13 protein-coding genes are annotated in these 15,221 nt (G+C 62.7%); 8 read left to right on the top strand and 5 right to left on the bottom strand.

The genetic code is table 11. The annotated features are described in order from the left end of the window. Positions 1 to 21 precede the first annotated feature (21 nt). The 5 genes from QU481_RS08355 (at position 22) to QU481_RS08375 (ending at position 4,336) form a co-directional block, all read left to right on the top strand. A complete protein-coding gene (locus QU481_RS08355; protein WP_435382727.1) occupies positions 22 to 1,002 on the top strand; it encodes an ABC transporter substrate-binding protein in 981 nt (326 codons plus the stop codon). Positions 1,003 to 1,104: 102 nt separating this feature from the next. After that, complete coding sequence (locus tag QU481_RS08360; RefSeq protein ID WP_289829493.1) at positions 1,105 to 2,031, top strand: ABC transporter permease; 927 nt, start codon at positions 1,105 to 1,107, stop codon at positions 2,029 to 2,031. After that, a complete protein-coding gene (locus QU481_RS08365; protein ID WP_289829494.1) occupies positions 2,018 to 2,812 on the top strand; it encodes an ABC transporter ATP-binding protein in 795 nt (264 codons plus the stop codon). The genes QU481_RS08360 and QU481_RS08365 overlap by 14 nt, the downstream gene beginning before the upstream one ends. Positions 2,813 to 2,946: 134 nt before the next feature. Next, positions 2,947 to 3,639: an SIMPL domain-containing protein gene (locus QU481_RS08370; RefSeq protein ID WP_289829495.1), complete on the top strand. Its 693-nt coding sequence runs from the start codon at positions 2,947 to 2,949 to the stop codon at positions 3,637 to 3,639. 82 nt (positions 3,640 to 3,721) lie between these two features. Next, positions 3,722 to 4,336: a glutathione S-transferase gene (locus QU481_RS08375; protein WP_289829497.1), complete on the top strand. Its 615-nt coding sequence runs from the start codon at positions 3,722 to 3,724 to the stop codon at positions 4,334 to 4,336. A gap of 132 nt (positions 4,337 to 4,468) precedes the next feature. Here the strand turns inward: QU481_RS08375 and QU481_RS08380 are convergent, their stop codons facing one another. The 4 genes from QU481_RS08380 to rpsT all read right to left on the bottom strand — a co-directional run bounded on the left by QU481_RS08380 (position 4,469) and on the right by rpsT (position 8,971). Then, a complete protein-coding gene (locus QU481_RS08380) occupies positions 4,469 to 5,584 on the bottom strand; it encodes a porin (protein WP_289829498.1) in 1,116 nt (371 codons plus the stop codon). A 310-nt stretch (positions 5,585 to 5,894) separates the two neighbouring features. Further along, positions 5,895 to 7,796 (bottom strand): molecular chaperone HtpG, encoded by a 1,902-nt coding sequence (htpG, locus tag QU481_RS08385; protein ID WP_289829499.1) that lies wholly within the window; start codon positions 7,794 to 7,796, stop codon positions 5,895 to 5,897. Positions 7,797 to 7,881: 85 nt separating this feature from the next. After that, positions 7,882 to 8,529 (bottom strand): 5,6-dimethylbenzimidazole synthase, encoded by a 648-nt coding sequence (bluB, locus tag QU481_RS08390; RefSeq protein WP_289829500.1) that lies wholly within the window; start codon positions 8,527 to 8,529, stop codon positions 7,882 to 7,884. Positions 8,530 to 8,704: 175 nt separating this feature from the next. Continuing rightward, positions 8,705 to 8,971, bottom strand: coding sequence for a 30S ribosomal protein S20 (rpsT, locus tag QU481_RS08395; RefSeq protein WP_289829501.1), 267 nt, complete (start codon positions 8,969 to 8,971; stop codon positions 8,705 to 8,707). A gap of 188 nt (positions 8,972 to 9,159) precedes the next feature. Between rpsT and murJ the strand changes: the two genes are divergently transcribed. From murJ to QU481_RS08410, 3 genes are all read left to right on the top strand, one after another. Continuing rightward, a complete protein-coding gene (gene murJ / locus QU481_RS08400; protein WP_289829502.1) occupies positions 9,160 to 10,695 on the top strand; it encodes a murein biosynthesis integral membrane protein MurJ in 1,536 nt (511 codons plus the stop codon). Between the two features lie 112 nt (positions 10,696 to 10,807). Continuing rightward, the gene (locus QU481_RS08405) at positions 10,808 to 11,224 is read left to right on the top strand and encodes a DUF2799 domain-containing protein (protein WP_289829503.1); all 417 of its coding nucleotides are present in this window, start codon (positions 10,808 to 10,810) and stop codon (positions 11,222 to 11,224) included. 80 nt (positions 11,225 to 11,304) lie between these two features. Beyond that, positions 11,305 to 12,015, top strand: a complete 711-nt coding sequence (locus QU481_RS08410) for an alanyl-tRNA editing protein (RefSeq protein ID WP_289829504.1) — start codon at positions 11,305 to 11,307, stop codon at positions 12,013 to 12,015. Between the two features lie 70 nt (positions 12,016 to 12,085). On the opposite strand, the gene QU481_RS08415 is transcribed toward QU481_RS08410, so the two are convergent. Next, positions 12,086 to 15,211: an efflux RND transporter permease subunit gene (locus QU481_RS08415; RefSeq protein ID WP_289829505.1), complete on the bottom strand. Its 3,126-nt coding sequence runs from the start codon at positions 15,209 to 15,211 to the stop codon at positions 12,086 to 12,088. Between the last annotated feature and the right edge of the window lie 10 nt (positions 15,212 to 15,221).

Here is a 15,221-nt window from a genome sequence, read left to right on the forward strand (position 1 = left end):
GACACACAACAAGGAGAAAGCATGAGACACCTGTCGCGCCGCCTGTTCGTAACGACCGCTCTCGCCGGGTTGGTTGCCAGCGCCTTTGCGGTATCGGCCAATGCAGCCGAAATGAAGAAAGTGGCGATCACCGCCATCGTCGAACACCCGGCGCTCGACGCAGCTCGCAAAGGTATCGAGGACGAGCTCAAGGCTGCCGGCTACATTCAGGGCAAAAACCTCAAATACGAATTCCAAAGTGCACAGGGCAATACCGCCACCGCTGCACAGATCGCCCGCAAGTTCGTCGGCGACAATCCGGATGTGATCGTCGGCATCGCCACCCCGAGCGCACAGGCGCTGGCCGCCTCGACCAAGTCGATCCCGGTCGTGTTCGCCGCCGTGACCGACCCTGTAGCAGCCAAGCTGGTAAAGGACTGGAAACCGTCCGGAACCAACATCACCGGCGTATCCGATGCCCTGCCGCTGGCTCCGCAAATCGAGCTGATTAAGAAGGTGAAGCCGGGCGTGAAGCGCGTCGGCATGGTGTACAGCCCGGGTGAGGTGAACTCCACCATCGTCGCCAAGGAGCTGAAAGCCGAACTCGCCAAGCAGGGCATATCCCTGGTGGAAGCGTCGGCCGCCCGCACCGTGGACGTGCCGTCTGCCGCCAAGAGCCTGGTCGGCAAGGTCGACGTGATCTACACCACCACCGACAACAACGTGGTGTCGGCCTACGAGTCGCTGTACAAGGTCGCCGTCGACAGCAAGCTGCCGCTGATCGCCGCCGACACCGACACGGTGAAGCGTGGTGCCGTCGCCGCGCTCGGCCAGAACTACTACGACATGGGCCGCCAGACCGGCAAGCTGGTAGTGCGCATCCTGAAGGGCGAGAAGCCAGGCGCGATCGCACCGGAAGTGGGCACCAAGCTCAACCTGGTGGTCAACCCGGGTGCCGCCGAGAAGCAAGGCATCAAGCTGTCGCCAGAACTGATCAAGACCGCCAAGGAAGTGATCAAGTAAAGCCTGTCTCGCGACTTCGGCCAACCCTGAAGTCCGCCCTTTCTCCCCAGGCCTGGCCACAAGCCCTTCCTGGGGAGCGAACGTTTCACGAGGTGTCGTTTCATGTCCCTGATCGCCTTGCTGGGCGCCACGGAAATCGGCCTGATCTTTGCGCTGGTGGCGCTGGGCGTGCTGATTTCCTTCCGCATCCTGAATTTCCCCGACCTGACGGCCGACGGTAGCTTCCCGCTGGGCGGCGCCGTGGCCGCCACCCTGATCGCCGGCGGCCACGACCCGTGGCTGGCCACCCTGGCCGGCACCGTAGCCGGCGGCTTGGCCGGCCTGACCACCGCCTGGCTGAACGTGCGACTCAATATCCTCCAGCTGTTGGCCAGTATCCTGGTGATGATCGCGCTCTATTCGGTCAACCTGCGCATCATGGGCGCGCCGAACATGCCGCTGATCGGTGCCACCACGGTGTTCAGCCCGTTCATTGCCCAGGCTCCCGACTCGCAATACCTGATCCAGCCCATGGTGCTGGCGGTGATCGTGGTGATCGCCAAGCTGGCCCTCGATGCCTTCTTTGCCTCGCAGGCCGGGCTCGCGATGCGCGCCACTGGCGCCAACCCGCGCATGGCCCGCTCGCAAGGCATCCCCACCGACCGTATGGTGCTGATCGGCATGGCGCTCTCCAACGCCTTGATCGCGCTGGCCGGCGCACTGTACGTGCAGACCCAGGGCGGCGCCGACATCTCGATGGGCATTGGTACCATCGTGGTGGGTCTTGCCGCGGTGATCATCGGCGAGACGCTGATCCCCGGCCGCACCATCATGATCGCAACGCTCGCTGCCGTACTCGGCGCGCTGGTTTACCGCCTGTTCATCGCGCTGGCGCTGAACGCCGATTTCATCGGCCTGCAGGCGCAGGACCTGAACCTGATCACTGCAGCCCTGGTCGGCTTCGCACTGGTGCTGCCGTCGATCAAACGCAAAATCGCCGCCCGACGCTCGGCATCGACCAAGAGGAACACCGCCAATGATGCGCGCTAACGGCCTCTACAAGACCTTCAACCCCGGCACCCCGATCGAGAACCCGGCACTGCGCGGCGCATCGCTCGATATCCCGCAGGGGCAGTTCGTCACCGTGATTGGCTCGAACGGTGCCGGCAAGTCGACCTTTCTCAATGCCATCAGCGGCGATCTGATCGTCGACCAGGGCACGATCGAAATCGCCGGGCGCGATGTCACCCGTCTGTCAGCCTGGCAGCGCGCCGGACTGGTCGCGCGCGTGTTCCAGGACCCGATGGCCGGCACCTGCGAGGCACTGACCATCGAGGAGAACCTGGCCATCGCCTGGCAGCGCGGCGAAAAACGCGGCCTGAGGGGTTCTCTGAACAGCTCGTTGCGCAGCCTGTTCCGCGACAAGCTTGCAACGCTGAAGCTGGGCTTGGAGAACCGCCTCACCGACCACATGGGCCTCTTGTCCGGCGGGCAGCGCCAGGCAGTCAGCCTGCTGATGGCCTCGCTCAAACCGTCGCAGATCCTGTTGCTCGACGAGCACACCGCCGCGCTCGATCCAAAGACCGCTGCCTTCGTGCTGGAGCTGACCGACCAGATCGTACGCGAGAACAAGCTGACCGCCATGATGGTGACGCACTCGATGCGCCAGGCGCTCGATCACGGCGACCGCACTGTGATGCTGCATCAGGGCCGGGTGGTGCTCGATGTCGCCGGCGCCGATCGGGCCAAGATGGACGTCCCCGATCTGCTGGCAATGTTCGAACGCACTCGCGGTGAAGCGCTGGCCGACGACGCGCTGCTGCTCGGCTAAGTCCCGCCTCCGTCCCCGCCCGACGGCGGGGACGCTCCCCTTCTACAAAAGCGACACAAAACTCGGACGCAAGCGGGTTGGCCGAGCGCCGCCAACGGCGTATCGTAAGCGCTCTATCCCAAAAGGAGTGCTTCATGCGTACGCTTTATCCCGTCCTGTTGACCACAGCCCTACTCGCCCCTGTCTACGCCGTTGCCGCCGAGGCGACCGTCGTTAGCCTGAGCGGTCAGGCGCAACGCGAGGTCGACAATGACGAGACCAGCGTCGTGTTGTACGCACAGGAAAACAACAGCAGCCCTGCCCGTCTCGCCGATAGCCTCAATCGCACGCTCAAGCGTGCACTGGCCGATGCCAGCGTGGTTAAAACGGTCGAGGCCAGCAGCGGCCAGGCCAATACTTGGCCGCACTACGACAAGAACGGCAAGATCAACGGCTGGCAGGGCCGCGGCGAGATCCGCATGAAGAGCCGCGACAGTGCCGCGCTTGCTGAACTGACCGGCAAGCTGCAGAGCTACTTGCAGCTGGAACGGGTCAGCTTCAGCGTGTCCGATGCGGCACGCCGTCAGACCGAAGCGACGCTGATTCCAGAGGCGATCCGCGAGCTGAACAGCCGCGCCAGCGCGGTCGGCAAGGCGATAGGCAAGCCGGCGCTAACCATCAAGGAACTGAATATCGGCGAGAGCCGCGACATCGGCCCGCGCCCGATGATGGCAATGGCCAAGTTCGCCGGCGCAGACGCCGCACCGGAACAGGTCACCGCACCGAGCTGGGAAGCCGGCAAGAGCACCATTTCGGTTCAGGTATCCGGCAAAGTAGAATTGCGTTGATCAACAGGCCTATTCGGGCGGCAACCTGAATATAATTAAGCAAGCCGTGCCCAGAACTTCAGCGCAACCGACCCAAACCATCATGAAACTGATTGCATCGCTGACCAGCCCGTTTGCCCGCAAGGTACGCATCGTGCTGCTGGAGAAGAAGATCGACTGCCCGCTCGAGGAAGTGCAGCCGTGGATACTGGACAGTCATGTCATCGACCATAACCCGCTGGGTAAGGTACCGGTGCTGATCCTGGACGACGGCAGCAGCCTGTTCGATTCGCGGGTCATCGTCGAGTTCCTCGATACCATCTCCCCGGTGTCGCGAATCCTCCCGCAGGACAAACGCGCGCTGATCGCGACCCGACGCTGGGAGGCACTGGCCGACGGCGTGTGCGATGCGGCTACCGCAATCGTGATCGAACAACGCCGACCGGTCGCACAGCAAAGCGAGGACTGGATCCATCGTCAGATGCAGAAGGTGGAACGGGGGCTGGCGATGCTGGCGCACGACCTGGGCGACCGCCACTGGTGCAATGGTGAGGCCTACAGCTTGGCCGACATCGCGGTCGGTGTGTGCCTCGGCTACCTCGACTTCCGTTTCCCGGCGATCAACTGGCGGGACCGCTATCCGCGGTTGGCCGAGCTGCAGCTGCGCCTGTCGACCCGCCCCTCTTTCGTCGACACCGTGCCTCCTCCACATGCCTGAACCGCAGCCGGGCAAGATGACGACAGCCGCCCCTCGGGTCGGCTGTTTGTTTGTGCAGTGCCAATGAAAAAACGGAGGGGATAATCCCCTCCGACAATTGACTGACTTGTCAAACGACTGGAACGGTACGGCTTAGAACCAGTGTTGCAGCGACACCGAGGTGGTGCGCTGTTTCTGGATACCGGTCTGGTTGAGCGGCGAACCGTCGGTGTAGCTGGTATAGCCATTGCCTATGTTCAGCGAGCCAAACTCCAGCGAAGCGGTAGTGCGCTTGGACAGCGCGTAGTCGAGACCAAGGATGTACTGCCAATAACCGCTATTGCCGATGCTGGTGTCGCCGTTATTGCCATCCTTCACATTCCAGCCCTTGGAATAGGTGACGCGCGGGATCAGCGGTCCGAAGCTGTAGGCCACGGTGATGGCAGCCTCTTGGGTCTTCAGGCTGTTCGGCTGGAACGGAAAGGTCGATGCGCTGTCGGCGGCACCGGTGGTTTCGTTGTAGTAGTAGCGGTCGCCCCAGCCCCAGCCGCGCGCCTGTTGATACGCCAAGGTCAGCAACAGGTTGTTAGCGTTGTAGCCCCCCATCAGGGTGCTGGCATAGGCATCCTTGCCCGAACCGTTGGAGTTGGTGCGGTGATCGTAGCCGTACTGCGCGAAGAAACCAGCATTGTTGTAGTTCAGACCGGCTGCCCACATGTCGCTGGCTTTCTGGGTGCTGCCGGCAGGGGCGGTCTTCTTCTCACCGAAGCCGTATTGCAGGCTGCCGTTGAAACCGGCGAAGGTCGGCGAATCATAGCGGATGCTGTTGTTCGGGCGACCGGCGGTACGCTCGAAGATATCGAGTGCGTTGGCACCGTTGCTGTTGCTGCCGACATCGAGGTTGTACATGTCGCGCTGCGGATTTGTCAGCTTACCGAGACGTACCTTACCGAAGTTGCCCTGCAGGCCAACGAAGGTATCACGGGTCGCGAAGGTGCTGTTGCCGTTTTGCGGATTACCAGTGCCATCCACGATTATATAGTTCTCGACCTGCCAGATCGCCTTCAAGCCGCTGCCCAGATCCTCGTCGCCCTTGAAGCCGATCCAGGACAGGTAATCCTCAACGCGGTTGGTCGAGGTAGTGGTGCCGTCTTTCAGTTGGACGTGATCGTTTTCCAGACCGGCATTGATGCGGCCGTAGATGGTCACGTCGGCCATAGCCGCCATCGGCAGCGCCATCACTGCCAGGGCCAGAATGCGTTGCTTCATCTCCAAACTTCCTCCATTGCGTCATCGTTGTAATAAGTCTTCCACCACACCAAGAATCTTAAGGCATAACTAAAAGACATTCGCGACACTATAAAGGGATGAAGAAAAGCGCTTCAACAGCATCATTTCCAAATCACGATAAAGCCTTTTCCATTAGGTGTTGGGAAATGGAACCCCATAAAAAACAATATCTTAACATCAATTTTCTTGACGTAAAATCACAACACATTTTGTTAATTTGGAAGCGAGTTCCGCATAATGAAAAAGCCTTCCCGAGTGGGAAGGCTTTTCACCGACACCAAGCTGCGACTTAGGCAGACAGCTCGAGCATCAGGCTGTTGATACGCTTGACGAAGCCGGCCGGATCGTCGAGTTTGCCGCCTTCGGCAAGCAGGGCCTGGTCGAACAGCACGTGGGCCAGATCGCTGGCACGGGCTTCGTCCTGTTCGCTGGCCAGGCGCTTCACCAAGAGGTGCTGCGGGTTGATCTCCAGCGTCGGGCGACTCTCCTTCGGCAGGGCTTGGCCGGCAGCCTTCAACAGGCGCTCCAGGTGAGCGCTCATGTCGTTCTCGCCAACCACCAGGCAGGCGGGGCTATCGATCAGGCGGGCAGTGGCACGCACGTCGGCTACCTTGTCGGCGAGTGCGGTCTTGAGGCGGTCGACTACCGGCCGTGCGTTTTCCTCGGCCGCCTGCTGCGCTTCCTTGTCGGCCTCATCGTCCAGCGCGCCCAGGTCGAGCGAGCCCTTGGCCACCGACACCAGCGCCTTGCCGTCGAACTCGGTCAGCGACGCAGCCAGCCATTCGTCGACGCGGTCGCTCAGCAGCAGCACCTCGACCCCCTTCTTGCGGAACACTTCCAGGTGCGGGCTGTTCTTCGCCGCGGCGTAGCTGTCGGCGGTGATGAAGTAGATCTTGTCCTGGCCTTCCTTCATTCGGCCAACGTAATCGCTCAGGCTGACCACCTGGGCATCGCTGTCGCCATGGGTGGTGGCGAAGCGCAGCAGTTTGGCAATGCGTTCCTTGTTGGCGAAGTCCTCGCCAACGCCCTCCTTCAGCACCTGACCGAACTCTTTCCAGAAGCTGGTGTAGTCGTCGGCGCGGTTGGTGGCCAGGTCTTCCAGCAGACCCAGCACCTTCTTCACGCAGCCGGCGCGGATCGTGTCGATGTCGCGGCTCTGCTGCAGGATTTCGCGGCTGACGTTCAGCGGCAGGTCGCTGCTGTCGATCACCCCGCGCACGAAGCGCAGGTAGTGCGGCATCAGCTTCTCGGTGTCTTCCATGATGAACACGCGGCGCACGTAGAGCTTGATGCCCTGCTTGCGCTCGCGCTCATACAGGTCGAACGGTGCACGCGCCGGGATGTACAACAGTTCGGTGTATTCCTGACGGCCCTCGACGCGGGCATGGCTCCATGCCAACGGGTCGGTGAAGTCATGGGCGACGTGCTTGTAGAACTCCTTGTACTGCTCGTCGCTGATGTCGTTCTTGCTGCGCGTCCACAGTGCGGAAGCCTGGTTGACCGCCTCGAGTTCGTCCGATTCGACCGGCTGGCCGTCCTCGCCATAGCTCGGCGCCTTCTTCATCTCGATCGGGATGGAGATGTGGTCGGAGTAGGTGCGCACGATCTGGCGCAGCTTCCATTCGGACAGGAATTCGTCCTCGCCGTCCTTCAGGTGCAGCACGATCTCGGTGCCGCGGCCCGGCTTGTCGACGCTCTCGATGCTGTACTCGCCCTCGCCGGCCGACTCCCAGCGCACCGCTTCGCTGGCCGGCTGGCCGGCGCGGCGGGTGGTGACGGTGACCTTGTCGGCGACGATGAACGCCGAGTAGAAGCCCACGCCGAACTGACCGATCAGGTTGGCATCCTTCTTGTCGTCGCCGGTCAGCGACTCGAAGAAGGCCTTGGTACCGGACTTGGCGATGGTGCCGAGGTGGTCGATCACCTCTTCGCGGCTCATGCCGATGCCGTTGTCGGCGATGGTGACGGTACGGTTGTCCGCATCGACGCTGATGCGAATCTTCAGTTCGGCGTCCTGCTCGAACAACTCGGGGCGGGCGATCGCCTCGAAGCGCAGCTTGTCTGCGGCGTCGGACGCGTTCGATACCAGTTCGCGGAGGAAGATCTCCTTGTTCGAGTACAAGGAGTGGATCATCAGCTGCAGCAGCTGTTTGACTTCGGTCTGAAAGCCCAGGGTTTGTTTTGCGCTCATGGACATCGAGACAGGTTGGTTGAAGATATGCAGCAGATAGGGACTAAACAGCGCTTTTCAATGCCGAATCGCTTTCCTCTCCCACCTAGATGTCAGCCGGCCATGTGTTCTCGGCGACCAGCGTCTCGAGCGCCTGGCGATGCGCCCAGTTTTCCAGCTCCAGCATCGGCTTGGGATAAAAGGCCGGCACATGGCCAAGGCACAGCACCGCGACCGCCTTTGCGCCGGGTGGCAGCCCCAACAAGGCGCCCAGTTGCTGCGGATCGAACAGCGACACCCACCCCATGCCCAGCCCTTCTGCTCGGGCGGCCAGCCACAGGTTCTGGATGGCACAGGCGACCGAGGCAAGATCCATCTCCGGCAGCGTGCGTCGGCCGAATACATGCCGCTCGCGGCCATCCATCAGCGCCGCGACCAACAGCTCGCCACATTCCAGAATGCCCTCCACCTTCAGGCGCATGAAGTCGTCGCTGCGCTCGCCCAGTTGTTCGGCGGTCTGCTGCCGCTCGGCTTCGACCAGCGCGTGGATTTGGCCGCGCAATGCCCGGTCGGTGATGCGGATAAACCGCCAGGGCTGCATGAAGCCGACGCTGGGCGCGAAATGGGCCGCCTGCAGCAGCCGGGCCAGCACGTCGGGGTCGACCGGATCGGGCAGGAAGTGGCGCATGTCTCGCCGCTCCTGGATGACTCGGTAGACGGTGGCAATTTCTTCGGGGCTGTAGCGATGGCTCATGACAGACGGACGATGGGGAATAAAGATTCACGACACCTAACGCGCCAACCGGCCCACGGTGCACACCACCGGGACGAACGACAGCTGTCGCGTTTCTGCCAATAGCAACACGCCGCAGCAAAGACAAAGGGCCCCGCCGTAGCGGAGCCCTTTTGCATAATCTTGCCTGTGGCGATTAGGCAGCCATGGCCTTGACTTGCGCGGACAGACGGCTCTTGTGGCGAGCAGCCTTGTTCTTGTGGAACACGCCTTTGTCAGCGATGCGGTCGAGCACCTTGGTCGACTGCTGGAAAACGACCTGAGCGGCAGCCTTGTCGCCGGCTTCAACGGCCTTGATCACTTTCTTCACTGCGGTACGGAACGCAGTACGCAGGCTGGCGTTATGCGCGCGCTGCTTGAGAGCCTGGCGTGCACGCTTGCGAGCTTGTGCGCTGTTTGCCATGGAAAATCTCCTGATGAGCGGATTCTGAAACGGCCGATTTTAAGCCCTAAACCAAGGTTTTGCAACAACAAACCCGGACGCGTAAACTCACGCGCTTGTCCAGCGTTATGAGCGTGTCGGCCGGCGGCGCAGGCACGCCCCCGACAGCTTTCCAACCCTCAATATCTCCCACGCAATCGGGACCTTGCATGAATCTACTCAAGGCGCTGGCCACGGTCAGCAGCATGACCCTGGTGTCGCGCATCCTCGGCTTTGCCCGTGACGCGATCATCGCTCGGGTATTCGGGGCCAGCGTTGCCACCGATGCCTTCTACGTGGCGTTCAAACTACCCAACCTGCTGCGGCGCATCTTCGCCGAAGGCGCGTTCTCGCAGGCCTTCGTGCCGGTGCTGGCCGAATACAAGCAGCAGCGAACCGACGACGAGACCCGCCATTTTCTCGCCCATATCGCCGGGCTGTTATCACTGATCCTGCTGATCGTCACCGTGATCGGCATCATCGCCGCCCCAGCGGTAGTGTGGATTTCGGCCCCGGGCTTCGCCAACGAGCCGGACAAGTTTGCGCTGACGGTCAAGCTGTTGCAGGTGACCTTTCCGTACATCCTGTTCATCTCGCTGTCGTCGCTCGCCAGCAGCGTGCTGAACACCTGGAACATGTTCTCGGTACCGGCGTTCACACCGACCTTCCTGAACATTTCCTTCATTATTTGCGCGCTGTTCCTCGCACCATATTTCCACCCACCTATCATGGTGCTGGGCTGGGGGGTGTTTCTCGGCGGCGTGGCACAGCTCCTTTACCAGCTGCCCTACCTGAAGAAGGTCGGCATGCTGACTTGGCCGCGGCTGAACCTGAAGGACGCGGCGGTGTGGCGCGTCGTCAAGCAGATGGGACCGGCGATCTTCGGTGTGTCGATCTCGCAGATCTCGCTGGTGATCAACACCATCTTCGCCTCCTACCTGGTGTCGGGCAGCGTGTCGTGGATGTACTACGCCGACCGGCTGATGGAATTTCCGACGGGCATCCTCGGCGTGGCGCTCGGCACGATCCTGCTGCCGTCGCTGGCCAAGCACGCCGCCAACCGCTCGCTGGACGAATACTCGAAGCTGCTCGACTGGGGCATCCGCCTGTCGCTGCTCTTGGCGCTGCCTGCGTCGGTGGCGCTGGCGATCCTGTCCAAGCCGCTGATCGCCACGCTGTTCATGTACGGTAAGTTCAGCGCCTTCGACGCGGCGATGACGCAGCGCGCGCTGATTGCGTACGCGATCGGCCTAGTCGGGCTGATCCTGGTGAAGGTGCTGGCGCCGGGCTTCTACGCGCGCCAGAACATCAAGACCCCGGTGAAGATCGCCATCTTCACGCTGGCGATGACCCAGCTGATGAACCTGGCTTTCGTCTGGCCGCTCAAGCACGCCGGCCTGTCGCTGGCGATCGGCCTGGGCGCCTGCCTGAACGCCGGTCTGCTGCTGACGCTCTTGATCCGGCACCGCATCTACATGCCGCAGCCAGGCTGGAAGAGCTTTGCCGGCAAAACGGTAGTGGCCGTTATCGGCATGGCCGTGGTGCTGCTGGTGCTCGACCATCTACTGCCGACCAACTGGCACGGCCATTCCTATGTGCGGGTCGGCTGGCTGACCACGCTGATCGTCGCCGGTGCGGCGAGCTACTTCGCCTTCCTGTTCGCGCTGGGCTTCCGCTTCAAAGACTTCGCTCGTCGCGAGCACTGAGCGCTCTAGAGGGGGTGGCTCTGCCACCCCCTACGTCCCGTCTCCCCATCATTCCCTTCCACGTGACGTATCATCAAAGCAGGCTTTCGGCCAACCTGTTTGATGAGCCGCCATGCGTTTCCTGCCGCTGTTTCTTTCCCTGTTGCTGTCCGGCTGCGCCACCCTCAACGAGCAGCAATGCCGCACGCTGTCCTCCGCCGCGATAGGCGAGACGGACGGCCGCGCCGGCTACCCGACCACCCGGTTCGACGACAACCAGCAGGCCTGCGGCAAGTACCAGCTAACGCTCGATCGCGATGCCTATCTCACCGGCCGCGCCCGCGGTCTGCAGGACTACTGCACTCCGGACAACGGCACCCGCGTCGGCCTGCGTGGCGAACGCTACTACGGTGTCTGCCCGAAAGAGCGTGAAGACGCCTTCCTGCTCAAATACTGGCCTGCCTACGTCCAGTTCCAGCGCGAAAGCTATTACGGCAGCTATTGGGCCTGGCCATACCGCTACTGGGGTTACCCTCCGTACTGGCGGTAGCGACTGGCATGGGACCGAACGGCCTTGTCCCCTCTGCCTTGGCACGGCATGCTTGATGCATCCAAAGAGGGAGGGCCATCATGCCGGAACAGTTCTACCAGAATGCCTATCTCACCCAGCTCGACACTCGCGTGCTGCGCCATAACGAGGCGGGCCTAGTACTTGAGGACACCATTTTCTACCCGCTCGGCGGCGGCCAGCCCGGCGACACCGGGACGGTGAGCGACGCGGCCGGCACCGCACTAGAGATCACCGACACCCGCCGTGACCGCATGAGCCGAGAGATAGTCCACCTATCAGCCCCGGATGCACCGCGTTTTGCGCCGGGAACACCGGTGACGCTGACACTCGATTGGACACGCCGTTACCGCCACATGCGCCTGCACACTGCGCTGCATCTCTTGAGCTGCGTGATCCGCGCTGGCGTCACCGGCGGCAACCTCACCGCCGAGTCGGCGCGGCTCGACTTCGACCTTGGCGACGAATGGGTGCTCGATCGCGACCAGATCGAACAGGCGCTCAACCGGCTGATCGTCGACGACTACCCGGTCAGCGTCGAGATGACCAGCGGCGCGGCACTGGCGGCCCAGCTGGAACTGATCAAGACGATGTCGGTGCAACCACCGCTCGATCTGCCGGAGATCCGCTTGATCCGCATTGAGGGCACCGACCTGCAGCCCTGCGGTGGCACGCATGTGGCGCATACCGGCGAGATCGGCCGGGTGGTGGTAAAGAAGATCGAAAACAAGGGTAGCCGCAACAAGCGCGTGGTGATCGCGCTGGCCGACTGACACGTCCGGCACCAGATGCAAACAGGGCTGCCCGGGGGCAGCCCTGTTGCTTTGCAATATTGGCCGAAATCTAGACCTTGTCGGCCTGCAGCGTACCGTTCAGGCGAGCTAACAGCCGGCGCACCCGGCCGCGCAGGCCGTCCAGATAGGTGTACACCACCGGCACCACGATCAGCGTCAGCACCGTCGAGGTGACCAGCCCCCCGATGATCGCGTGCGCCATCGGCGCGCGCGTCTCCGAACCTTCGCCACCACCCAGCGCCAACGGCAGCATGCCGAAGATCATTGCCAGGCTGGTCATCATGATCGGGCGCAATCGCACCTTGCCCGCCTCGACGATCGCATCCTCACGGCCCATGCCCTCGCGGCGCACCTGGTTGATGAAATCGACCAGCAGAATGCCGTTCTTCGCCGCCAGGCCCATCAGCATCACGATGCCGATCACCGAGAACATGTTCAGCGTGCTACCGAACAGCAAGAGCGCCACGAACACGCCGACGAAGGCGAGCGGCAGCGCCATCATGATCGTCACCGGCAGCGTAAAGCTCCTGAACTGCGCGGCAAGGATCATATAGATGAAGATCACCCCCATCGCCAGCGCCTGGATCGCAAAGGCCAGCGATTCCTCCATGTCGCGCCGCTCGCCTTCCTGCGCCAGCGTCACGCCAGGCGGCAACTTCAGCGAGTCGGTGATCTTGGCGATGTCGGAGAACACATCGCTGCTGTCGCGTCCGGTGATATTGCCGGTCAGCGTGATCTCGCGCTGCAGGTCGACCCGGTCGATCTGGCGCGGACTGGTCGCATCGCGCAGTTGCGTCACCGACGACAGCGGCACCATCGCCGCGCTGCCGTCGTCGGCCCGCTTGCCCGGCACGGTGATCGCATCGAGCAGCTCGTTCTGGCGCGCCAGCTTCGGAATCCGCAACTTGACGTCGTAGTTCTCGCCGTCCGGTGCCTCCCAGGTGGTGGTGGTCTCGCCGGCCAGCAGGATGGACAGCGTGTTCCCAACTTTGGCCAGATCGACCCCCAGGCTCGACGCCGCGTCGCGGTTCACCTCAACGTTCAGTGCCGGATCGGCATCGGCAAGACTGCTCTGCAGGTCGCTGACGCCCTTGATACGCTTGACCTTCTCGCCGACCTCATCGGCAGCCTGCTCGAGCAGGCGGATGTCGCTGCCACGCAAGCCGATATGGATTGGCTTGCCGCCCGAGCCATTCTTGCCCATCTCCTCGACCGACACAATCTCAACCCCGGCCACATGCGCCACCTGCGCCCGGGCGATGTCCATCAGAGCGAACAGGCTGCGCTTGCGCTCACGCTTCTTGCCGACGTCGACGACCAGCTTGCCGTCGGTCTTGCCGGCGCCGAAGCTGCCGCCACCGACTGAGATGCTGACCGACTTCACCTCGGGAATCTGCTGGCGCAGCAGCGTCTCGATCTCGCGCGCCTTGGTGCCGGTGTATTCCAGCGAAGAACCCGGCGCAGTCTTGAAGCTGACCGAGAACTCGCCCTTGTCGGTACGCGGAATGAACTCGCCGCCGATGGTCGGTACCAGCATGAAGCTGCCGATGGTCAGGGCGATCGCCAGCGCGATCACCGTCTTACGGTGGTGCAGCGACCAACGGATCACGCCGCCGTAGCGCTCGGCCATGCGGTCAAGCGAGCTCTCGAACCAGTCGAGGAAACGGCCGACCGGCCCCTTGTGGCGGTCGCCGTGGTGATGCGGGTCGTGCCAGATCGACGACAGCATCGGATCGAGGGTGAAGCTGACCAGCATCGAGATCAGCACCGCCACCGTCACCGACAGGCCGAACTGATGGAAGAACTTGCCGATGATGCCGCCCATGAAGCCGACCGGCAGAAACACCGCGACGATGGTCAACGTGGTCGCAAGCACCGCGAGACCGATTTCGGCCGTCCCCTCCATCGCCGCCTGGTAGTGGCCCTTGCCCATCGACGCGTGGCGCACGATGTTCTCGCGCACCACGATCGCATCGTCGATCAGCAGGCCGATCGACAGCGACAGCGCCATCAGCGTCATCAGGTTGAGGGTGAAGCCGAGCGCCTGTACCGCGAACAAGGTTCCGATCAGCGCCACCGGCAGCGTCAGGCCGGTGATCACCGTGCTGCGCCAGCTGCCGAGAAACAGGAACACGATCAGCACCGTCAGCACCGCACCCTCGATCAGCGTACTGCGCACATCGGCCAGCGAATTCTTCACGTCCTGCGACTTGTCGTAGGTGTATTTCACCGCGGTGCCGGCCGGCATCTGCGACTGCATTCCCAGCATCACCCGCTTCACGCCGTTGGCGACATCGACCACATTGGCACCGCGCGAGGCGCGCACATCGAGACCGACCGCCGGCTTGCCGTCGAGCAGCGAAATGCTGGTCTGTTCGGCCTCGCCGTCGACCACGTCGGCAACGTCGGACAGCAGGATCGGCCCGCCGGCGCGGTAGGCGATCACGAGCTTCGCGAAGTCGTCCGGACTCTTGAGCTTGCCGGCCACCCGGATCGCCAGCTCGTTGCTGGCGGTGCCGACCTCACCGGCCGGGTAGTCGCGGTTGGCGGCGCGCACCGCGTCGGACACGTCGCTCGGCGACAGGCCGAGCGCTTCGAGCCGGTACGGATCGAGGTCGATCCGGATCGCCCGGTTGACGCCGCCGATCACTTTCACCTCGCCGACGCCGGACACGGTCTGCAACCGTTTCTTCAGCGTATTGTCGACCCAGCTGGTCAGCTCGCGCGGACTGACCTCGCTCGAACTCAAGGCCATCGACATCAAGGGCTGGTCGTTCGGGTTGAACTGCGACACGCTGGGCGTGGAAACCTCGCGTCGGAAGCGCCCCTGCACGCTACCGACGCGGTCGCGTACATCCTGCACCGCCACGTTCGGATCGACGGTCAGCTCGAACTCGACCACGATGGTCGAATTGCCCTCGAACGAATACGAGCGGATGTGCTTGATGCCGCTGATGGTGTTGAGCGCCTCCTCGAGCGGCTTGGTGACCTCGCTTTCGACCACCTCGGGCGAGGCGCCCTCATAGTTGGTGCTGACCATCGCCACCGGGAAGCGGATGTCCGGAAACTCCTCGACCGGCAGGCTCCTCATCGCGAACAGGCCGAGCACCACCAGCGCCAGCATCAGCACGGTGGCGAAATACGGGTTCTTGATACTGATCCGGGTAAGCCACATGGCAGCGCTC

Origin of the sequence: Crenobacter oryzisoli (assembly GCF_030385785.1) — a bacterium.
In the GTDB taxonomy this organism is placed as follows: domain Bacteria; phylum Pseudomonadota; class Gammaproteobacteria; order Burkholderiales; family Chromobacteriaceae; genus Crenobacter_A; species Crenobacter_A oryzisoli.